Below are 22,739 nucleotides of genomic sequence, written 5' to 3' on the forward strand. Positions count from 1 at the left end.
GCTTGATGATATTCATTTTTTTAGGTTGTGTAGCCATAGTCTTGAAGGGGTTGTTTATCCTTCAAGATAATAAATTCATCAAAACTGTAACAGCATACTCCGATTTTGTGGAGAAGTGGGCGCCTGCATTATCTTCCTAAAAGTGTAACAGCATGCTCCGATTCAGATAACACTATTTAACTGTTTTGAGCGGAGTGTAACAGCATGCTCCGTTTTTCAAAGGAAATCAGCCTGACTGATATTTGTAATTTCCTGATAATCAAGATCTGTAAAAAATGGAATTTACATAATATTCGGCGCTTCTTTCAGCTAGACCACTGTAACAGCATACTCCGATTTTTCCAATATAGAAACTTACGCCTGTCATTGTATTATCGGAGGGATATCAAGTGGGAAGTTCTTTCCTATATTCCTGCAATTTGACAAAGAAAGATTCGCTGTCGATGCCAATAGATTCGGATATCATGTTCAATCCTATAACTTCCAAGTCGGAGAACCTGGGGATAACTCCGGGACGGGGCATATTACCATTTTCATTGAACAAGTAACTTGACATTTGCTTGCAGATGTCGATAAATTTTGCGAATATTGCACATTAAGTTTGCATACAACAAACTCAAATCAGATGATTAGACACCTATAATTTACTAAATATCAACAATATGTACAACTTCTTAAGCATGTTTTTTCTCACTTTTTATTCCGCCAATGGAGTATTCTTATAAAATCGTATTTTTGTACTATTGCTTCTATCCTGACAGAATAGACAGCCGTTTCACAAGCCGGAACGAAACCGGCGGACATATACCATATAAAAATCTCGTTTACCCGATAATAAACTATGTATAGAAACAACCCTTAAAAAACAGAACGGAACTATGAAAAAAATCCATTCAGTATGTTTCATCTCTATGCTGCTTCTCACCGGTTGCGAAAGCATGAAAGTTATATCCATCGACTATATGCAGCCTGCCGAAATAAGTTTTCCCAATCAACTCCGGAAAGTCGGCATTGTGAATAATACCGCAAAAACACCTGACAACAAAATGATCGCAGAACCAGAAGACCCTCAAGAAGAGTATATGGAGATCAGTCGGGAAGTTGCTTATGCCAACGGAGATCCCCGGATAGCAACCGAGTCTTTAGCGGAGGAAATCGCCTATCGGAATTACTTCGACAAAGTGGTGATCTGTGATTCGGCCTTACGTGCCAACGACAGATTTCTGCGGGAGAGCACCCTTAGCGAAGAAGAAGTAAAGGCGCTCACATCCGATTTGGATGTCGATTGCATCATCGCTTTGGAGAACCTGCAAATTAAAGCAGTAAAGACAGTCAGCTTTTTGCCGCAATACGGTTTTCTGGGAACGGTAAACGTCAAGGCTTATCCCACTGTCAGCATCTATCTGCCCGAAAGGAAAACTCCCCTGTCCACTCTCACACCCAGCGACAGCATCTTCTGGGAAGATATCCGAGTTTCGGAAATAAAAGCCAAACAGTTTATTTCCGACTCTCAAATCATAGAAGAAGCCTCGGAGTTTGCAGGAACAATTCCGGTCAACCAATTAATTCCGTTTTGGAAAAAGGCCGACAGATATATATATACCGGAGGTTCCGCCCCAATGAGAGACGCAGCCATACATGTGAAAGAAAACAACTGGGATAAAGCATGTGAGCTTTGGAAGAAAATGTATAATAAAACCACAAGCAAAAAGAAGAAAATGCAGAATGCCATCAATATAGCGGTTCATTATGAACTGAAAGACAGCCTTGACTTGGCGGAAGAATGGATGACTAAAGCACAGGATATAGCAAAGAAAATAGACAAAATAAATAAGGATACCCCAAATAAGCTATATTTCAACATAGAAAAAGTACCGCATTACTACCAAACCACTATTTATTTATTCAAATTAAAAGAGCGAAACAAACAGTTGCCTAAGCTAAAAATGCAAATGAGTCGTTTCAATGATGATTTTTGAGAGAAAGTGTAGCGATTACCAGTTTTTTTTCATACCTTTGAACTGATAAAAAGGAGGTATCCCATGAAATTGAGCCAACAATCATTACTTAGCATCGAATCGACTATCCAAAAGGCAGTCGGGAGATATATACGTGGATGCGAACAAGCAACCGTAACCGATATTCATATGCAACCCGACCAAATATCCGGATTGCTCGTCATATATAACGACGACGATGAAGAGTTGGGCAGTGTAATGGTCAAAGAATGGGCTACCTACGAAGGAGACGACTTCATGGAAAAAGCGGAGTCGGCTCTGCGAAATATACTCGACAAGATGAAAGATGGGGGGGACTTTGAAAAAGTCATGATTCTGAAACCCTATTCTTTTGTATTGGTGGATGAAGAAAAAGAAACCGTAGCGGAATTGCTGCTGATAGATGACGACACCTTGTTGCTAAACGACGAACTGCTGAAAGGGCTGGACAAAGAGTTAGACAATTTCCTGAAAGAGCTATTGGAGAAATAATCGTTGGCAATCCGCACCCGGCATGACATATCCATGCCACCTATCCTAATCTCTCAGATACATGCGCAACCTACAAATCGATCGAAATAAGCTTGCCATCTCGTGAATGCTGCCGAAATCTCAAAACAATAAAAAATAAGGATTTCGAAAAAAGAGAGTAAATATGCTATAAAACATAGTCAACTACTTCTAACTTTCAAAAAAAAAGTTCTTTCTTTGCATCAGCATTGTTCAGCACAGTTGTATTTTATAAATATACTATGAAACGGATTGAAAAGAAGGCAACATTCGGACAGCAGGCAAGCAAAGTCACCCAGTTGGCAGACACACTGAGTCAGGCCATCTCTATGAAAGAATTTCTCGAAGGAGATTCTTTGCCCTCCATCAATCAGCTAAGCGCAGAATATGCGGTGTCTCGCGACACGGTTTTCAAAGCATTTCTCGATTTGCGCGAACGAGGCTTGGTCGATTCCACACCGGGCAAAGGGTATTATGTAGCCAATCAATTGACAAACATATTATTATTACTCGACGAGTACACACCTTTCAAAGAGGCCCTATACAACAGTTTTATCAAACGCCTGCCACTCAACTATAAAGTGGATTTGTTGTTTCATCAGTACAACGAACGGCTTTTCAATACCATTATCCGCGAATCGACGGGAAAATACAATAAATATATAGTGATGAACTTCGACAACGAAAAGTTCAGCGCTGTGCTCAATAAAATCAATCCTGCCAGGCTATTGCTGCTTGATTTCTGCAAGTTCGAAAAAGACAAATACTCCTATATCAGTCAGGATTTCGACGAAGCGTTCTATCAGGCATTGCTTAGCCTCAACAATCGATTGCAACACTACCGACAACTTATATTCCTGTTTCCCAAAAACTTGAAACATCCTCAGAGCAGCAAGCTATATTTTACCCGCTTCTGCGAAGAGCAAGGATTTTTGTCGGAGATAAAAGAAAATACAGACGAGTTAACTGTGCGCAAAGGAGTAGTTTATATTGCTATTAAGCAACAAGATGTAGTGAAAGTGATAAAACAGGGAAGAAAGGAAGGACTGAAATGCGGAAAAGATTTCGGTCTGTTGGCATACAACGATATCCCTTCATACGAAGTAATCGATGAAGGAATAACCTCGTTGAGCATCGACTGGGAAATGATGGGCAACGAAGCGGCAAACTTCGTGCTCAACAACACACCCGTGCAGAAATACCTGACAACAGAGGTCATACTCCGAAAATCACTCTGAAATTATATTATTATACAAAACAAAGAAAATTAGGATATCCAATATTATCAGCACAGTTCAGCACAACACATCTATTATAAATTTCAAAAAAGAAACCATGAAAAAGTATCCGAAAATCGGGATTCGCCCCACCATCGACGGTCGCCAGGGCGGTGTTCGCGAAAGTCTTGAAGAGAAGACGATGAACCTTGCAAAAGCAGTAGCGGAACTAATCAGGAGCAATCTGAAGAACGGCGACGGAAGTCCTGTCGAATGCGTAATTGCCGACAGTACCATCGGCCGTGTGGCAGAAAGTGCCGCTTGCGCAGAAAAGTTTGAAAGAGAAGGGGTCGGTTCTACCATCACCGTAACATCTTGCTGGTGTTATGGCGCAGAAACAATGGACATGAACCCTTATTATCCGAAAGCTGTATGGGGCTTCAACGGAACGGAACGCCCGGGTGCCGTATACCTTGCGGCCGTCTTGGCAGGACATGCCCAGAAAGGTCTTCCCGCATTCGGCATTTACGGACGTGACGTACAGGATTTGGACGACAACAGCATCCCCGAAGATGTGGCCGAAAAAATCCTCCGTTTTGCCCGTGCGGCGCAAGCAGTAGCTACGATGCGAGGCAAGTCGTACCTGTCGATGGGTAGTGTGTCGATGGGTATTGCCGGCTCCATTGTCAACCCTGATTTCTTTCAGGAGTATCTGGGCATGCGCAACGAGTCGGTCGACCTGACTGAAATCATCCGCCGAATGGAAGAAGGTATTTACGACCGTGAGGAATACGCCAAAGCAATGGCGTGGACCGAGAAGTACTGTAAAGCAAATGAAGGCGATGATTTCAATAATTGCCCCGAGAAACGCAAAACACGCCAGCAAAAAGACGCCGATTGGGAGTTTATTGTAAAAATGACAATCATCATGCGCGACTTAATGATCGGCAACCCGAAACTGAAAGAAATGGGCTTCAAAGAAGAAGCGCTGGGACACAATGCCATTTTAGCCGGTTTCCAGGGACAACGCCAATGGACGGATTTCTATCCCAATGGCGATTATCCGGAGGCCTTGCTCAATACATCGTTCGACTGGAACGGTATCCGCGAGGCATTTGTGGTAGCTACGGAGAACGACGCTTGCAACGGTGTCGCCATGCTGTTCGGACATTTGCTTACCAACCGCGCGCAGATATTCTCGGACGTAAGAACATACTGGAGTCCCGAGGCCGTGAAGCGGGTAACCGGCAAAGAACTTACCGGAGCGGCTGCCAACGGTATCATTCACCTGATCAATTCGGGAGCAACCACTCTCGACGGTTCCGGACAATCAGTAGACGCAGAAGGGAATCCGTCAATGAAAGAGCCGTGGAATATGACTGAAGCAGACGTAGAAAACTGCCTGAAAGCCACTACATGGTATCCGGCAAACCGTGACTATTTCCGTGGCGGAGGATTCTCGTCGAATTTCCTGTCGAAGGGAGGCATGCCCGTGACAATGACGCGCCTGAATCTTGTCAAAGGCTTGGGCCCCGTATTGCAGATCGCCGAAGGATGGACGGTGACTATCGATCCGGAAATCCACGACAAACTCAACGTGCGTACCGACCCCACATGGCCTACCACATGGTTCGTCCCCCGCTTGTGCGACAAGCCTGCTTTCAAGGACGTTTACTCCGTAATGAACAACTGGGGAGCCAACCACGGCGCCATCAGCTACGGGCATATCGGACAAGACCTGATCACGCTTGCTTCTATGCTTCGCATACCGGTTTGCATGCACAATGTGGATGAAAACACCATCTTCCGCCCGGCTGCATGGAACGCTTTCGGCATGGATAAAGAAGGTGCGGACTACAGAGCTTGCAGCACCTACGGACCGATCTACAAATAACAACGTTTAACTTTTGCAAGTATGATAACTAACGAATATATCGAGCAGTTCATCGGGCAGGCACACCGCTATGGAGATGCCAAGCTAATGCTTTGCAGCAGCGGAAACCTTTCCTGGAGAATCGGTGAAGAAGCGTTAATCTCCGGTACGGGTTCGTGGCTTCCCACGCTCGGGAAAGAGAAAGTCTCCATCTGCCGCATTGCCGACGGAACACCGGTGAATGGCGTAAAGCCGTCAATGGAAAGCAGTTTCCATTTAGGCATTTTGCGCCAACGTCCGGATGTAAATGTGGTACTTCATTTCCAGTCGGAATATGCCACAGCTGTTTCCTGCATGAGGAATAAGCCTGAGAACTTCAACGTAACGGCCGAGATTCCCTGCCACGTAGGTTCCGAAATTCCCGTTATCCCCTACTACCGACCCGGTTCGCCGGAATTGGCAAAGGCGGTAGTGGAAGCCATGGCGAATCACAATTCCGTATTACTGACCAACCACGGGCAAGTGGTATGCGGAAAAGATTTCGACGAGGCATACGAACGGGCGACATTCTTCGAGATGGCTTGTCGGATTATTGTCCAATCAGGAGGCGAATACTCAGTATTGACGCCGGAAGAGATCGAAGACCTCGAGGTGTATGTGTTAGGAAAGAAAACCGTATAAGCATCCGGATGCCATGGAAGATACCATGAGAAACACTTATTTAGCAGTAGACTTTGGAGGAGGAAGCGGACGGCTTATCGCCGGCTCCCTCCTCCACGGGAAGCTGGAGCTTGAAGAAGTTCATCGTTTCGCGAACCGTCAGGTTAAGCTCGGCAACCATCTTTATTGGGATTTTCTTTCTCTTTTCGAAGAATTGAAGACCGGTTTGAAAAAGACTGCCCGCAAGGGATATTCCGTAAAAGGAATAGGCATCGACACTTGGGGCGTAGACTTCGGACTGATTGATAAAGACGGAAACCTGTTGGGCAATCCGGTTTGTTACCGCGATGCCCGAACCGATGGAATGCCTGCCAAGGTTTTTCGAATACTGGATGAGCAGGCGCATTATGCGGAGACGGGAATACAAGTGATGGCCATCAATACGCTGTTTCAGCTCTACAGCATGAAAGAAAACAGCGATGTGTTATTAAAAGCCGCCGACAGGCTTTTGTTCATGCCCGATCTTTTCAGTTATTTCCTGACGGGGGTAGCCAACAACGAATACTCCATCGCTTCTACGTCCGAATTGCTCGACGCGCGCCGCCGCAACTGGTCGTTAAGCGCCATCCGCGCTTTGGGACTTCCCGAACACCTGTTCGGCGAAATCATTCCGCCGGGCACTATACGCGGGAAATTGAAAGAAGAGATTGCGCGCGAGACAGGGTTAGACGCCGTAGATGTCATTGCCGTAGGCTCTCACGACACAGCCAGCGCCGTTGCAGCCGTTCCCGCCGCCGAAGGCCCTGTTGCTTTCCTGAGTTCAGGCACATGGTCGTTGTTAGGCGTCGAGACAGACGAGCCCATATTGACCGAAGAGGCCCGCGAAGCCCGGTTCACCAACGAAGGAGGAGTGGGCGGACGTATCCGTTTTCTGCGGAACATCACCGGACTGTGGATTTTACAGCGCCTGATGAGCGAATGGGAAATGCGCGGGGAAAAGCAAAGCTATGATACGCTCATCCCGCAAGCCGCAGATGCCGCGATTAGCTCGATCATTCCCGTAGACGACGCTTTGTTCATGAATCCCGAAAGCATGGAGGCCGCCATACGGAATTATTGCCGCGACCATGCACTGCCAATCCCGCAAAGCAAAGCGGAATTCGCAAAATGCGTGCTCCGGTCGCTGGCATTCAAATACGGACAGGCGGTAGAACGGCTGAACCGCTGCCTCCCCTCTCCCATCCGCCGGCTGAACATCATCGGAGGAGGCTCGCAAAACAAACTGCTCAACCAGCTTACAGCCAACCAACTGGGCATTCCCGTATATGCAGGTCCGGTAGAAGCCACGGCAATGGGCAATATCCTGACACAGGCAATGGCCAAAGGCGAGATTGCCGATCTTAAGGAACTGCGGGAAATCGTCATGAGAAGTGTAACACCTGAAGAGTTTCATCCACAAAAGTAAACGATATGGAAACACCTGCAACCGGCTATCGGACACAGACGCACGGCATTCCCGTGAAACGCTATTGCCAGACGCTCGACTTGCGCGATTCTCCGGAGTTGATCGCCGAATACCGGAAAAGGCACAGCCCGACAGAAGTATGGCCTGAAATACTTGCCGGCATCCGGGAGGTCGGTATTCTGGAAATGGAGATCTACATCCTCGGCACACGCCTGTTCATGATTGTAGAAACCCCCGTCGACTTCGACTGGGACACCGCGATGAAACGGCTGGGCGCCCTCCCGCGCCAAGAAGAATGGGAAGCGTACATGGCTGTCTTCCAGCAGGCCGCTCCCGGGATGAGTTCTGCCGAAAAATGGCAACCGATGGAGAGAATGTTCCATTTGTATAACCTCTAACAAAAACAACCACGAATTACCATGAAACACACCAAACAGCCCATCCTGTGGAAAGATGGAGTAAGTTACCTCATTCCATTCATCCTCATCACCTCCTGCTTTGCTTTGTGGGGATTTGCCAACGATATCACCAATCCGATGGTCAAAGCGTTCTCCAAAATATTCCGGATGAGCGCTACCGACGGCGCAATGGTTCAGGTCGCTTTCTACGGAGGATATTTCGCCATGGCCTTTCCGGCTGCCGTATTTATCCGCAAATATTCGTACAAGGCCGGCGTGATGCTGGGGCTCGGCATGTATGCGCTCGGCGCGTTTCTGTTCTTCCCCGCCAAAATGACGGGAGAGTACTACCCTTTCCTGATAGCTTACTTTATCCTTACCTGCGGGCTCTCTTTTCTGGAGACCAGCTGCAATCCGTACATCCTTTCCATGGGAACGGAAGAGACCGCCACACGCCGACTGAATCTCGCCCAGTCGTTCAATCCGATGGGGTCGTTGCTGGGCATGTATGTCGCCATGAACTTCATTCAGGCAAAGCTGCACCCCATGGATAGCGACGCTCGCGCTCTGCTCGACGGGCAGGAATTCGAAGCCATCAAGGAAAGCGACCTCTCTGTGCTCATCACCCCTTACCTGATAATCGGGGTGATCATTCTGGCCATGCTGATAGTGATACGACTGGTAAAGATGCCGAAAAACAGCGGACCGAACAATCAGATAAACTTCTTCCCTACACTGAAGCGTATCTTTACCGTGCCGCGCTACCGCGAAGGAGTCGTTGCCCAATTCTTCTACGTAGGCGCGCAGATCATGTGCTGGACGTTCATCATTCAGTACGGCACACACCTGTTCATGTCGCAAGGCATGGATGAGAAAAGCGCGGAAGTTCTGTCGCAGCAATACAACATCATAGCCATGGTTATTTTCTGCATCAGCCGGTTCATCTGCACCTTTATCCTGCGCTACCTGAATGCCGGCAAGCTGCTGATGATTCTCGCCATATTCGGCGGCATATTTACGTTGGGCACCATCTTCCTCCGGAACATCTACGGGCTGTATTCGCTGGTGGCTATTTCCGCCTGCATGTCTTTGATGTTCCCCACCATCTACGGCATAGCCCTGAAAGGTTTGGGAGAAGACGCCAAATTCGGAGCAGCCGGACTTATCATGGCTATCTTGGGCGGTTCCGTACTGCCTCCGTTGCAGGCAAGCATCATCGACATGAAGGAGATTGGCTGGATGCCCGCAGTCAACGTTTCTTTCATTCTGCCTTTCATCTGCTTCCTGGTAATCATCGGTTACGGTTATCGCACGGTAAAAGGGAACTGGTAAGAAAAAGAGCTGCCGCCAAAACGCTTGCTGATATGCTTTGCGTTTGCCTGAAAAAAAGCCCGCCGCCTTTGAAAAAAAGCCCGCCGCCTTTGAAAAAAACACGGCGGGCTTTGAAAAAAAGGCGGCGGGCTTTGAAAAAAACACGGCGGGCTTTGAAAAAAAGGCGGCGGGCTTTGAAATCAAATACGATAGGCTTTGAAAAAAGAGGCTTTTGATTTGTATGTGTGTCCGCGATGCGCTTTAAAATCAAATACTATAGGCTTTGAAAACAGCTTCGGCGAAGAGCAGCAATAAGAATCAGCCTTTCTTCAACGCCGCAATACTCTCTTTCAAAGAACGGATGATGCTTTCGGCATCGGCTTTCTTCTTGCGTTCCATCTCGATAACGGCTTCAGGAGCATTGTTGACGAACTTCTCGTTGCCGAGCTTCTTCAAAACCCCTTGCAGGAAACCCTCTTTATGTTTCAGTTCGGCCTCCATACGGGCAATCTCAGCCTCCGTGTCGATCATATTGCCCAGCGGAACAGCGTATTCGGTAGTTCCTACCATGAAAGAGGCGACACCTTCCTGAGTGTCGGCAGCCTGATTGATACCGGACAAGTTGCACATCTTTATAATGACGCTTGCGAACGAGGGAAGCGGATCGGTTCCGTTCACCTGCAATTCGAGCGTTTCTTTCTGCGCAATGTTCTTTTGCAGGCGGATGGCCCGCACGTTGCTGATGATTCCCTTCACCGATTCGAAATCGGCCAGCAACGTTGCATCCACCTTGTCGTCGAAACGCATCGAGTCGACCATCAGCGACTCACCCTCCTTGCGGTCGGCCAGCTGCTGCCACAACTCTTCGGTGATGAACGGCATGAAAGGATGAAGCAGATGGAGCAGGTTGTCGAAGAAACGAAGCGTGCGGTGGAGCGTTGCCGAATCGATTCCTTTTCCGTAAGCCGGCTTGATGATTTCGAGATACCAAGCCGAGAACTCATCCCAGAAGAGTTTGTAAACAGCCATCAGAGCCTCGCTCAAACGATACTTGCCGAAGAGGTCGGCCACTTCGGCAGCCACTTCATTCTGTTTGGCCTCGAACCAATCCATCGCCAATGCCGTAGCTTCGGGCGTAGTCGCTTCTTCGTCCACTCTCCAGCCTTTGATGAGACGGAAAGCGTTCCATATTTTATTGCAGAAGTTGCGTCCCTGTTCGCAAAGAGCGTCGTCGAACAAAATATCGTTTCCGGCAGGAGCGGAAAGCATCATTCCCATACGCACACCATCGGCTCCGAAACGTTCGATGAGTTCCAGCGGGTCGGGAGAGTTGCCCAATGATTTCGACATCTTGCGTCCCAGCTTGTCGCGCACGATACCCGTGAAATAAACATTGCGGAACGGCATCTGCCCCTCATATTCATAGCCTGCCATAATCATGCGGGCTACCCAGAAGAAGATGATGTCGGGCCCCGTCACGAGGTCGCTTGTAGGATAGTAGTACTTCATCTCTTCGTTGCCCGGATTGTTGATTCCGTCGAACAGCGAGACAGGCCACAGCCATGAAGAGAACCACGTATCCAGACAGTCCTCGTCCTGACGGAGGTCGGCGATGGTGAGAGCGGCGTTGCCGGTCTTCTCTTTCGCCTTTGCCAGCGCCTCCTCGGGAGTGACCGCCACTACATATCCCCCTTCGGGCAAGAAGTAAGCCGGGATGCGGTGTCCCCACCAGAGTTGGCGGCTGATGCACCAATCTTTGATATTCTCCATCCAATGGCGGTAAGTATTCTTATATTTGGCGGGATAAAACTTCAGCTCATCGTTCATCACCGGCGGCAGAGCCATATCGGCGAAATGCTGCATGCTGAGGAACCACTGCATCGACAGTTTCGGCTCGATCACCACATTGGTACGTTCCGAATACCCCACCTTGTTGGTGTAGGCTTCCGTCTTTTCCAGCAGTCCGGCAGCTTCCAGGTCTTTTTCAATCTGCTTGCGCACGTCAAAACGATCCATGCCGATATAGAGTTCCGCCGCTTCGCTCAACGTACCGTTGTCGTTGAAGATATCGATACTGGGCAGGTTGTATTTCTCGCCCAGCATATAGTCGTTCACGTCATGTGCCGGAGTCACTTTCAGGCAACCCGTACCGAATTCGACATCCACATACTCGTCCTCGATGACCGGAATAACGCGGTTCACCAAAGGAACAATCACTTTCTTCCCTTTCAGCCATTCGTTTTTCGGATCGTTCGGGTTGATACACATCGCCGTGTCGCCCATGATCGTTTCGGGACGGGTAGTCGCCACCACGGCATAACGGCCTTCGGCATCACCCTCCACCATGTAGCGGAGATAGTACAGCTTGCCGTGCTCTTCTTTGTAGACCACTTCTTCGTCCGAAAGAGCCGTCAGCGCCTTCGGGTCCCAGTTTACCATACGGACACCGCGATAAATCAATCCCTTGTCGTGCAAATCGACAAAAACCTTCCATACGCTTTCGCTGCGCTTCTCGTCCATCGTGAAAGCCGTGCGGTCCCAATCGCACGAAGCCCCCAGCTTACGGAGCTGCTTGAGGATAATTCCTCCGTGTTCGTCCGTCCACTCCCACGCATGTTTGAGGAACTCCTCGCGGGTAAGGTCGGTCTTCTTGATGCCCTGAGCGGCAAGTTTGTTCACCACTTTCGCTTCGGTAGCGATAGAGGCGTGGTCGGTTCCCGGCACCCAGCAGGCGTTTTTGCCTTCCATGCGGGCGCGACGGACCAGAATATCCTGAATGGTATTATTAAGCATGTGTCCCATGTGCAACACGCCGGTGACGTTCGGAGGAGGAATGACAACGGTGTAAGGCTCACGACCATCGGGTTTTGAACTGAATAAATGATGATCCAGCCAATACTGGTACCACTTTCCCTCCACGTCAGCAGGGTTGTACTTACTTGCTAATTCCATGTTGTTTTTACCTTTTTATATAAGTTCGTTAATTACGAAAGTTTACGAAATACGGCTGCAAAATTAATAAATAAGTAGCATATAGTCACAAGAATCCGTATTTTTGTTCTCCGAAAAGTGCATTGCGATGAAAGGTAAAACAAAAACAATCCGATACTCTCTCTTGGGCATCCTTCTGGTTACGATATGGCTTACCCAAGCCCTGCCGCCGATGGGCAATGCGTATGCCCGTTCGGTTTATCCCGCCGCATCGTTCCTTCTCTCCTCCTTTTCCCGGCTCGTCCCCTTTGCCGTGGGCGACTTGTTTATCTTTCTCAGCATCGCCGGACTCGTCGCCTACCCTTTCTACGCCCGCCTCTGCCGAAAGCAGAAGTGGAGAAAGACACTCGCCCGCTGCGGAGAATATCTGCTATGGATATACGTGTGGTTCTATCTGGCATGGGGACTCAATTATTCGCAGCCCGACTTCTACGAACGGACAGGCATTCCGTATACTCCTTTCGAAGAAGAAGCGTTCGAAGCCTTTGCCAACGACTACATTACACGGCTCAACCGCTCGTACACTCCGCTCAAAAGCATCCCCAAAGAGCTGATACACGAAGAGTGCGTGCGGATTTACAGCGAACTGGCCGACAGTCTGGGCATCCGCCGCCCGCCTTCGCATCCGCCGAAAGGCAAGACGATGCTCTTCACCCCGCTCGTGTCGAAAGTCGGGGTAACGGGCAGCATGGCTCCTTTCTTCAACGAGTTCACGCTGAACGGCGACCTGCTTCCCGTGGGCTATCCCGCCACATACGCGCACGAGTTTTCGCATTGGCTCGGTATATCGAGCGAAGCGGAAGCCAACTTTTATGCCTATCAGGTATGCACCCGCTCGAAAGCAGCAGGCATTCGTTTCTCGGGTTACTTCTCTGTGTTGCGGCATGTGCTGAGAAACGCGCGAAGCGTATTGCCGGAAGAGAAGTACGCCGCCCTTTTCGCTCGCATCCGTCCCGAAGTTCTGGCGGAAGCGGAAAAGAGCCATGCCTATTGGATGGAGAAGTACAGCCCGCTCGTCGGGAACATCCAAAGCCGGATTTACGACCTGTACCTGAAAGGAAACAAAATAGAAAGCGGGAGGCGGAACTATTCGGAAGTGGTCGGGCTGCTGGTTTCTTATCGCAACCGGAAGTGACACGATGTTCCGGCAGATGACGAAAAGCATTCTTCCGGCATACGTACACTCTGCCTGACACGCATCAAATCGCATCGTAAGAGAAGTTCGAGAAAGAGAAAGCTCTTTAAGCCACCATCTCCCGAATTATAGGCAGAGAGCATTAGAAATAAGTCATCAAGTTCTTCATTACAAGTGCTTTTTCCTTTTTCGATACAAGGTAAGAAAAAGAAAACCTTATATTTGCCCCGAGAAATTCCGGTGTCGTCTTTCCATTTCCACGGAACAGACGGTGAAAAGGGAATCAGGTGTAAATCCTGAACAGACCCGCTGCTGTAAGCTCCACCACAAATTTCCCGATAATACTCAACATCCACTGCCTGTTGAACAGGCGGGAAGGGCATCGGGGAAACGGAGCAAGTCAGAAGACCTGCCGGAATGGAATCTCTTACGTCCTCCGGGATTAGGACGTAAAAGATGAATATATGTTTTAGCTGTGTTTATTATATCCGTATGCTGCCTCACAAAAGAAGTAGAGGAAGCATATTATATGCCGGTTATACTATGAAAAAAATGTATCAACACGCACTAATCGGTTGCATCTCGGTCTTCTTATCGGGTGCAGGCGGCAGAATTTGCGCCCAATCGAAACTCGACAGTTTACAACAGCTGCCGGAAGTTACCGTCGTAGCTCATCCCTACAAAGAAGTGATTCCCGCCCAACGGCTTACAGGCAAGGAACTCCATTCGTTGAACAGCTTTTCGGTGGCCGATGCCATCCGTTACTTTTCCGGCGTACAGATCAAAGATTATGGCGGTATCGGCGGATTGAAAACGGTGAATGTGCGCAGTATGGGCACCCACCATGTAGGTATCTTCTACGACGGCATTCAGCTGGGGAACGCGCAGAACGGACAGATTGACCTCGGTAAATTCTCTCTCGACAATATGGAGGAGATTTCGCTCTACAACGGACAGAAGAGTGAGATTCTCCAACCCGCCAAAGACTTTGCTTCGTCGGCATCGGTCTACCTGCGTTCTCGCACGCCAAAGTTCGAGAAAGACAAGCGTTATAATCTGCGGGCAGTCTTTAAAACCGGTTCGTTCGGGTTGGTGAACCCCTCGGTGCTTTACGAACACCGTTTCAACGATCGCCTCAGCGCTTCCATAAACGGGGAATTCATCCATGCTACAGGCAGGTATAAATTTCGTTACAAGCGTGTCTACCCCCGTACGAGCAAGGTGATGTACGATACCACTGCCGTACGCCAGAACGGCGATGTCTCCTCCCAACGGCTCGAAGCGGGGCTTTACGGTGTACTGCCGCAAGGACATTGGAAGTGGAAAAACTATTTCTACAACTCCGAACGAGGCATTCCCGGAGCCATTGTCAACAATCGGTGGAAGAATCCGCAGCGGCAATGGGACCGCAGTTTCTTCTCGCAAGGCTCACTCCGGAAAGCATTCGGTAAAAAGTACGAACTGCTTGCCAATGCCAAATACGCTTACGACTATATGCGTTTCCAGAACCCCGATACTACGCTGATGCTTATCGACAACACGTTCCGTCAACAGGAGTTTTACCTCTCGGCGGCTCATAAATATGCCCTTGCGAAGAAGTGGGAGGTTTCGCTATCCACCGACATGCAATACAACACACTTACTTCAGACATGGACGGTTTCGTTTTCCCTAAACGGCTCACCGCACAGGCTGCCGTGGCTTCAGCCGCCGAGATAGGATGGATGAAAATGCAGGGTAGTTTGTTGGGGACATTTGTACGCGAGCGGGTAAATTCGGGTAATCTTGCCATCGACGAGCAGGCACGTTCGGCCCCCGACAAGAAAGAACTAAGCCCTGCCTTGTTTATCTCCTATAAACCTTTCCGCCGGCATGAGTTCAACTTAAGGGCTTTTTACAAACATATCTTCCGAATGCCTACGTTCAACGATCTTTACTACACAGACATCGGCAATGCAGACCTGAAACCCGAATTTACTCATCAGTACAACATCGGCGCACACTACGTGCTCCGGCGAGGGCACGGGTTCCTAAGGCACTGGCAAATACAAGCCGATGCTTACTACAATCACGTAACGAACAAAATCGTTGCCGTTCCTAAAGGAAGCGGACAATACCGATGGTTGATGATGAATCTCGGTGAAGTGGAAATACGGGGCATAGAAACCTCGTCATCATTCACCTTCAATCTGCCGTACCGGATACTTGGCAACCTGAAAATGAACTATACCTACCAACGGGCGCAAGACTTTACCAAACGAAAAAATTCCGTACTACAAGCTACGACCTATGGCGGCCAGATTGCCTACATCCCCCGGCATGACGGATCGGTCATCGCAAGCCTCAACTATCGCAGTTGGCAACTCAACTACAGCTTTATCTACGTGGGCGAACGCTATCACAGCTCGGCCAATATCCCCGAAGAGTACGAGCAACCGTGGTACACACACGATATGGGAATAAGCAAAACATTTGTTTGGAGGGCTACCCAATGGAGACTCAACCTCGAAGTCAATAATCTTTTAAGTCAAGACTACGAAGTGGTATTGAATTACCCCATGCCCAAACGCAATTATAAACTTTCACTTACTGTAACCTTATGAAAAAAAGACACCTTTGGATATACAGCTGCTTACTCCTCGCCCATGTGCTTGCGACAAGCTGCCGCGAAGATCAAGAAATGATTCTATCGGAGAACATTCCTACGGGATTTCCCGAAGTAGTGGACGGTTATTACGGATTCTACCTCCTCAACGAGGGAAACATGGGCAGCAACAAAGCCACGTTAGACTATTTCGATTTCTCGACAGGCGTCTACAAGCGGAACATCTATGCCGAACGCAACCCCACCGTGCCCAAAGAGATGGGCGATGTAGGCAACGACATAGCTATCTATCGCAACCGTCTCTATGCGGTCATCAATTGTTCCAACAAAGTGGAGGTTATGGATGTGACCACCACCCGGCGCATCGGACAAATCGAAATTCCCAACTGCCGTTTCATCAAGTTTCACGGCGACTATGCCTATGTCACCTCGTATGCCGGCCCGGTAAAGATAGATCCGAACTACACCCAGATAGGCTACGTGGCGAAAGTCGACCTCACTACGTTGAAAGAGGTGGATCGTTGTCTGGTCGGCTTCCAACCCGATGAACTGGAAATTGTAGAAGGCAAAATTTACGTAGCCAATTCCGGCGGTTACATGGGAGCCGACCAAACGACAGGATATGAACGGACGGTATCTGTGGTCGATCTTGCCACCTTCAAAGAAGAACGCCGCATTGACGTGGCCTACAATCTGGAACGCATCAAGGCCGACCCGCGGGGGAATCTATGGGTGAGTTCGCGAGGAGATTACAAACAACTGCCCGCTCGTTTGTTCTTCATCGACCGTGAACGGCAGGAGGTTACCGATACTATTCCTATTGCCGCCACCAATTATTGGATAGACGACGATTACCTCTATGCATATGGCACAGAATGGAGCCACATCACCAAAAGTTGGGACATAACTTACAGCATCGTCGATACCCGTACGCACGAAATTATCACCCGCCATATCATCACCGACGGAACCGATAAACAGATAGAGAAACCTTACGGTATCATGGTGAACCCGGTAAACAAAAACATCTACATCACCGATGCGGGCAACTATGTAAGCCCCGGCGTACTCTTTTGTTTCAGCGCAGCCGGCAAACAACGATGGGCGGTACGAGCAGGCAACATTCCCGGTCACTTCGTGCTGGTTCCGATGTACGACAATAAATAATTTCCTAATTATATATCAACCTCAAATTTTACACATGTATGAAAAAAAAGATCTTCTATGCAACGCTGCTCGCAGCAACCTTCCTCTTTATCGCATGTAAAGAAGAAGTATTGGCGCCCGAAATTACGGGAATGGATACAGGTACAGCAGAATACGCTCTCTACATCGGGGAAAAAGTTACGCTGGCCCCCAACATCACGAATCTTCACGGCAGCAATCACTACCTTTGGCTCATCGACAACAAAGAAGTGGCTACCGGAAACCTCGACTACACGTTTACGGCAACCAAGCCGGGTACTTTCATCATCACCTTCCGCGCGGAAAATAAAGGCGGTATGAATGAAAAGCATTTTAAGGTATTCGTCGACGAGCCCATCCGTATCGCTTTCGCACAAGAAAAAGTGGAGGTGCCCCGCTGCGAAGTGATAGAGATTTCCCCCGTCATCACTGGTCCACAACGCGACGATTATCAGTACGAATGGGCTATCGGGGACTCTATACTCGGCAATAAGCCCACGCTTGAATTTATCTCCGCCAAACCCGGAACGTATACACTTACGCTGAAGGCGAAGGCCGATCGTCAAACCGAAACAAGCAGTTGCGCCGTGGAGGTTAAAGAGGCGGATTATAAAGTATTTCCAAATAAGGTTTTCGACTACCGCCCCACTGCATGGGGAAGTGGTTCGTTTTGGTACTACCCTTTCGGCAGCGGAGAGGCATTCATATACTCAGAAAATGAAATGGTGTCGAAAATCTCTGAACATTTAAGCGAACAGGCTACATTTCCCGCAAGTCGAATTGGAGCATGGGGAGGCTATTGGATCTGGAAGTTCGATCACACTGTTTTGAATATCAAAAACAAATATGATCTGCAATTGACTATCGATGTTGCTCCGGGCAGTGTGCTAGACTTCTTCGTAGCCTATGACAAAAACAAAAACGGTATCCCTGATGAAGATGAATGGTATGAAATCAAAACGACCGATATTGACTTGCCTCATATTAAAAATTATGAATTAACACTGACTTACAAAGGCTATGACAAAAGAATACTGACTTTCGCTTGGGAGGACAACCAAGGGAATGGAGGTACAGAAACAAAGAGAGATGGAGTATTTCCTGGATACCGTGTGGTAAACAAAGTGGGTACAAAAGTAGCAGAATGGGCGGAGACATTCACACTGAAGGGGAGAATGTTTAAAGTTATACCTTTCGGAATAACTTCGACCAAACAATACACGCTAAACATCAATGACGCTATTACCGCTGAAGGAGAACCGATTTCTTTACCCGGCATCGACTTCCTGAAAGTACAAAATATCAGCATGACGTACAATAAAGAGACGTTAAAGCCTACCGGAGGTTCCAGACAAGAAGTAAAATCTATTGTCGATTTACATTTATTGAATTAACGATTAAGCATCAACATATTGTCCGGCGAAGCTGGTGTTACTTATTATTATTTTATAATTTAAAATTTACACCATGAAACAAAAAATAATTTTCAGGTTTTTATTCGTTTGCTCTGCATTATTCGCAGCTTGTACAAACGACATGTATGAATTCCCGGAGTTAGAACAGCGTTCTGACTCCCCACAGACAAGAGCTGCACGCACAAGCATCTCTTTGGCCAACGATCTGAATGGAGTAACATTGAACGCCTCCAACGGCACAGCAACCACAGGAGGTTTCTATTGGAATCAAACCTATTCGAATACGAAATACCAAACCACAAACTTCACCTTCTCGCACACCGGCGGAACTGTATCGGGCTATAATTACTGGGACGGATTCACCATCTCCAATGTAGCCGACACCAACAACTACGGTGCGCCGGGAAGTTCCGACGGATGGATAGCCCATCAATGGGGTTGTATGGCTGTACCTACGGGAACAAGCAATAGCCCCAATTACATGGTCGGCTATTGGGGATATTACATGCTTGATTTTCAAAACGAAATTACAACAGAAACAGAGTTCGGCGAAAACAAGTATGCAACTTGGGTAAAGTTAGGAAATAACAGTCAAACATACACCGTAAGCAAAGTAACCGTAGCCATCCATCCGTGGCCTTACTACGGCAATCTCTATGGCGACGGATTCGCCCGTCCGTTCGGCCCGGGTGATCATTTCGACCTTATTATATATGGTGTAGATGGAGATGGAGCATTCGTCAGAGCAACAGAAGAAACTGTGAGGAAAATCACCCACGCCATGGCCGATTATCCGGTCGGAGGAACTTTGAACATGCCGACCGGTTGGACAGATATCACCATCGACTTCGGCGAGCCTGTCAAATATTTGGTGTTCCAGATGTATAGCACTGACAATAGTGGAGAATTTGGTCCCAACACTGCTGTCTACTTCTGCCTGCGCGACATTGTGATGCAATGATCCCGCCATGGTGCTTCCGGCATAGCCGGTAATCGAAAAAATTAAGTAACATCATATTCGCCGGTTTCGCCGCGCGAAGAAAAAACAGAAAAGAAATGAAAACCATACATAAAATTCTATTTTCAACCGGCTGCATCGCCGCAATGCTTTTGTTCGCAACCGGTTGTACCGAAAAAGCCGACCTCCCCGAACCCGCTCCCATACTTTCAGGATTGGAGCCGGAGTACTTTCTGACCGTAAACGATAAGCTGACGCTGAGCCCGAAAGTAGGAAACCGAATCGACTCCATCGTTTGGTGGATAGACGGGCAAAGAGTGGCCAACGCGCTGACCTATACGTTCGACCGTACCGCCCAAACAGGCACATACCGCATGCTTGTACGTGCCTACAACGAAGACAACATTACCCAGCAGGCATTCTCCATTACAATAGAGGATTTGAGCTTCCGGGGCTTTGTCAATACGGTGATTCCGCTGGAAATCTCGAAGAAGTTCGAGGGAAAAGATCCGGCAAAAATCGTTTGGGAAGTAATGGAACCTCAAACAACACACTATCGCATCGCATTGTCCGAAACGGGAACTCCTTTGTTCTGCGCCATCAAACCGGGGTTGTACAAGATAAAAGCCGCCATCGACGATTTGAGCGATGTTATTTCCATACGCGTTCTTTTCAGCGAACGCATGCAGACTCCCTACATCTCCAAAGTATTCCATTACCTGCCCGCTCCGGGACAATTCGTCAACAAACTTCCGAAGTATGAAGACGGAGATACGCAAGAGGTCATGAATCTGAAAGCCGAAGCGCTCATCGCAGGAGAGAAGAATGAGCTGGTCACGCTCGGCGGATGGGGCGGATGTATCGTATTCGGATTCGACCACACGATTGTCAACGTAGCCGGCAAACGCGACTTCCGCATTCTCGGCAACGCTTTCGGAGCCAATGCCAACCCGCGTCCGGACCCGCCGTTCGGAGGCAGTTGCGAACCGGGCATCATCATGGTGGCCTACGACAAGAACAAGAACGGGAAGCCCGATGAAGACGAATGGTATGAAATCAGAGGCAGCGGCAATATGACTGCAGAAGGCGAACCCTGGTACCAAATCGCCAAAGACAAAGGCCAAGATGTTGCCACTTACCGGGATTACGAAATGACCTATTTCCGTCCCACTTCCGAAACGCCGCAGGAAGCCGGCGAAATTAATAACCCGGGGAGTTTCACCACGATTAAGGAATACATTCGCTGGAAAGACAATCAGGGTAAAGAGGGTTATAAGATAAAGAACGTATATCACGATCAAAGCTATTATCCGGGCTGGATTAAAGACGATCAAATCACCTATAAGGGCATCCGGATCGCCGATAACGGGATCAGTGAAAAAGAAGACGGAAGCTATTACGTGCTCTACGCCTACCGATACGGCTATGTGGACAACTTCCCCAACCTGGATGCCCGCTCAGCCATCGACATCGACTGGGCTGTGGATAAGAATGGAAACAAAGTCCATCTGCCCGGCATCGACTTCGTGAAAGTCTACAACGGCGTAGACAAGGAGAACGGATGGCTGGGCGAAGCCTCCACCGAAGTGGCCGGCGGGCAAGACCTCCACATGCTGGGAGAGGATGTAGATACTATCGAAGGAATATAATACCGGACTTCTCCGGCCAACCACGCGTAAAGGACGTGCTTTGCAATGACGGCGCTTCCTTTACGCGTGGAACTTTTTCATACCTATCCCTCCACCCGACTAAGCGGTCGTATCGTTTTCTTTCTCCGTGATTTCCGCCTGTTTCCAACCGGCACCGATAAGGAGAACTTGCCCAAACGGGATTTTTTTATTTCCCCATCTCTCTTTTTCTTTCCCATATTTGAAGTATCTTTGCACGACTCAAAAAGAGAATCTGCATGGAAAATAAGAATATAACGAAAAAATAATATATAATGAAACATACGAGACAGGAACAGATGGAGGCTTTCGGACGCTTTCTCGACATTCTCGACGAACTGCGGGTGAAATGCCCGTGGGACAGGAAGCAGACCAACGAGAGCCTGCGCCCGAACACGATTGAGGAAACATACGAGCTGTGCGACGCTTTGATGCGGCAAGACAAGCAGGACATTTGCAAAGAGCTGGGCGATGTGCTGCTGCACGTAGCCTTCTATGCCAGAATCGGGTCGGAAACGGGAGACTTCGACATCAAGGATGTATGCGATAAGCTGTGCGACAAGCTCATCTTCCGCCATCCGCATGTATTCGGCGACGAGAAAGCGGAAACGGCAGGACAAGTGGTGGAGAACTGGGAGCAACTGAAGCTCAAAGAGAAGGGCGGAAACAAAAGCGTGCTGAGCGGAGTACCCGCGTCGCTCCCCTCGCTCATCAAATCGTACCGGATACAGGACAAGGCAAGGAACGTCGGGTTCGATTGGGAAGAGCGTGAGCAGGTATGGGAAAAGGTAAAAGAAGAGATTGCGGAGTTTCAGGCGGAAGTCGCCCACATGGACAGGGAGAAGGCGGAAGCCGAGTTCGGAGACGTGATGTTCAGCCTTGTCAACGCGGCACGGCTATACAAAATCAACCCCGACAATGCGTTGGAGCGCACCAACCAGAAGTTCATCCGGCGGTTCAACTACCTCGAAGAGCACACTCTGAAGCAAGGCAAAAGCCTGAAAGATATGACGCTGGCAGAAATGGACGCGATCTGGGAAGAAGCCAAAAAGCAGGAAAGCAAAGAGGTGCACTGAAAAAACAGAGAGGGTGAATTCTAAGTCCTCTCCAAACAATATCTATAAAATCTTACCCAGGTTTACGAATATTAACGTATCCTTGGGTAAGTTCTTATATAGACATAACTACTCTTCAGAAGTGTATAGCTACTTCCTAAACCTAAGAATTTTTCGAAGTTAAGCCCCTTTTATTATGCTACCAATGTTACAAATGGAGTCTGCCTTCGTATCACAGCAAAAGACCTTGCTATGATTTTGGCTCTTACCGCATTGATTACAGATGCTTTATGTTTTCC

General features: G+C 48.5%; 17 protein-coding genes, 1 pseudogene and 1 riboswitch. Of the genes and pseudogenes, 16 read left to right on the top strand and 2 right to left on the bottom strand.

Features of this window, described 5'->3' with window-relative positions:
• Positions 1-374: 374 nt before the first annotated feature.
• A pseudogene (locus C234_RS17550) lies at positions 375-637 on the bottom strand (IS982 family transposase); the annotation flags it as partial.
• A gap of 241 nt (positions 638-878) precedes the next feature.
• Between C234_RS17550 and C234_RS0111830 the strand changes: the two are divergent.
• The 9 genes from C234_RS0111830 to C234_RS17555 all read left to right on the top strand — a co-directional run bounded on the left by C234_RS0111830 (position 879) and on the right by C234_RS17555 (position 9,651).
• Complete coding sequence (locus C234_RS0111830; RefSeq protein ID WP_027325941.1) at positions 879-1,979, top strand: DUF6340 family protein; 1,101 nt, start codon at positions 879-881, stop codon at positions 1,977-1,979.
• Between the two features lie 63 nt (positions 1,980-2,042).
• Positions 2,043-2,489, top strand: coding sequence for a hypothetical protein (locus C234_RS0111835; protein ID WP_027325942.1), 447 nt, complete (start codon positions 2,043-2,045; stop codon positions 2,487-2,489).
• A gap of 260 nt (positions 2,490-2,749) precedes the next feature.
• Entirely contained in the window at positions 2,750-3,745 is a 996-nt protein-coding gene (locus C234_RS0111840; RefSeq protein ID WP_027325943.1) for a GntR family transcriptional regulator, read from the top strand.
• Positions 3,746-3,842: 97 nt separating this feature from the next.
• Positions 3,843-5,618, top strand: coding sequence for an L-fucose isomerase (gene fucI, locus C234_RS0111845; RefSeq protein WP_027325944.1), 1,776 nt, complete (start codon positions 3,843-3,845; stop codon positions 5,616-5,618).
• A 21-nt stretch (positions 5,619-5,639) separates the two neighbouring features.
• Positions 5,640-6,278, top strand: a complete 639-nt coding sequence (locus C234_RS0111850) for a class II aldolase/adducin family protein (protein WP_027325945.1) — start codon at positions 5,640-5,642, stop codon at positions 6,276-6,278.
• A 13-nt stretch (positions 6,279-6,291) separates the two neighbouring features.
• Entirely contained in the window at positions 6,292-7,722 is a 1,431-nt protein-coding gene (locus C234_RS0111855) for a rhamnulokinase (protein WP_027325946.1), read from the top strand.
• Between the two features lie 5 nt (positions 7,723-7,727).
• Positions 7,728-8,120 carry an L-rhamnose mutarotase gene (locus C234_RS0111860; protein ID WP_021644536.1) on the top strand — a complete coding sequence of 131 codons (393 nt, stop codon included), beginning with the start codon at positions 7,728-7,730 and terminating at the stop codon, positions 8,118-8,120.
• A gap of 21 nt (positions 8,121-8,141) precedes the next feature.
• Complete coding sequence (gene fucP / locus C234_RS0111865) at positions 8,142-9,452, top strand: L-fucose:H+ symporter permease (protein ID WP_027325947.1); 1,311 nt, start codon at positions 8,142-8,144, stop codon at positions 9,450-9,452.
• A 43-nt stretch (positions 9,453-9,495) separates the two neighbouring features.
• Positions 9,496-9,651 carry a hypothetical protein gene (locus tag C234_RS17555; protein WP_154656421.1) on the top strand — a complete coding sequence of 52 codons (156 nt, stop codon included), beginning with the start codon at positions 9,496-9,498 and terminating at the stop codon, positions 9,649-9,651.
• A gap of 98 nt (positions 9,652-9,749) precedes the next feature.
• Here C234_RS17555 and C234_RS0111875 read toward each other — a convergent pair whose 3' ends face one another.
• The gene (locus tag C234_RS0111875) at positions 9,750-12,383 is read right to left on the bottom strand and encodes a valine--tRNA ligase (protein WP_027325948.1); all 2,634 of its coding nucleotides are present in this window, start codon (positions 12,381-12,383) and stop codon (positions 9,750-9,752) included.
• A gap of 127 nt (positions 12,384-12,510) precedes the next feature.
• Here C234_RS0111875 and C234_RS0111880 point away from each other — a divergent pair, with 127 nt between their 5' ends.
• The 7 genes from C234_RS0111880 to mazG all read left to right on the top strand — a co-directional run bounded on the left by C234_RS0111880 (position 12,511) and on the right by mazG (position 22,461).
• Positions 12,511-13,557 (top strand): DUF3810 domain-containing protein, encoded by a 1,047-nt coding sequence (locus C234_RS0111880; protein WP_027325949.1) that lies wholly within the window; start codon positions 12,511-12,513, stop codon positions 13,555-13,557.
• A gap of 221 nt (positions 13,558-13,778) precedes the next feature.
• Positions 13,779-13,988: riboswitch (cobalamin riboswitch) on the top strand.
• A 112-nt stretch (positions 13,989-14,100) separates the two neighbouring features.
• The gene (locus C234_RS0111885; protein WP_152532490.1) at positions 14,101-16,158 is read left to right on the top strand and encodes a TonB-dependent receptor; all 2,058 of its coding nucleotides are present in this window, start codon (positions 14,101-14,103) and stop codon (positions 16,156-16,158) included.
• Positions 16,155-17,327 carry a YncE family protein gene (locus C234_RS0111890; protein ID WP_027325951.1) on the top strand — a complete coding sequence of 391 codons (1,173 nt, stop codon included), beginning with the start codon at positions 16,155-16,157 and terminating at the stop codon, positions 17,325-17,327. Before C234_RS0111885 ends, C234_RS0111890 begins: the two co-directional genes overlap by 4 nt.
• Positions 17,328-17,365: 38 nt before the next feature.
• Entirely contained in the window at positions 17,366-18,739 is a 1,374-nt protein-coding gene (locus C234_RS0111895; protein WP_027325952.1) for a PKD-like domain-containing protein, read from the top strand.
• A 73-nt stretch (positions 18,740-18,812) separates the two neighbouring features.
• Positions 18,813-19,721: a DUF4465 domain-containing protein gene (locus tag C234_RS0111900; protein WP_052001949.1), complete on the top strand. Its 909-nt coding sequence runs from the start codon at positions 18,813-18,815 to the stop codon at positions 19,719-19,721.
• Between the two features lie 95 nt (positions 19,722-19,816).
• Positions 19,817-21,367, top strand: coding sequence for a hypothetical protein (locus tag C234_RS18065; RefSeq protein WP_027325954.1), 1,551 nt, complete (start codon positions 19,817-19,819; stop codon positions 21,365-21,367).
• Positions 21,368-21,660: 293 nt separating this feature from the next.
• The gene (gene mazG, locus C234_RS0111915) at positions 21,661-22,461 is read left to right on the top strand and encodes a nucleoside triphosphate pyrophosphohydrolase (RefSeq protein ID WP_027325955.1); all 801 of its coding nucleotides are present in this window, start codon (positions 21,661-21,663) and stop codon (positions 22,459-22,461) included.
• Positions 22,462-22,739 lie beyond the last annotated feature (278 nt).

It is taken from the genome of Bacteroides pyogenes DSM 20611 = JCM 6294, assembly GCF_000428105.1.
GTDB lineage: Bacteria > Bacteroidota > Bacteroidia > Bacteroidales > Bacteroidaceae > Bacteroides > Bacteroides pyogenes.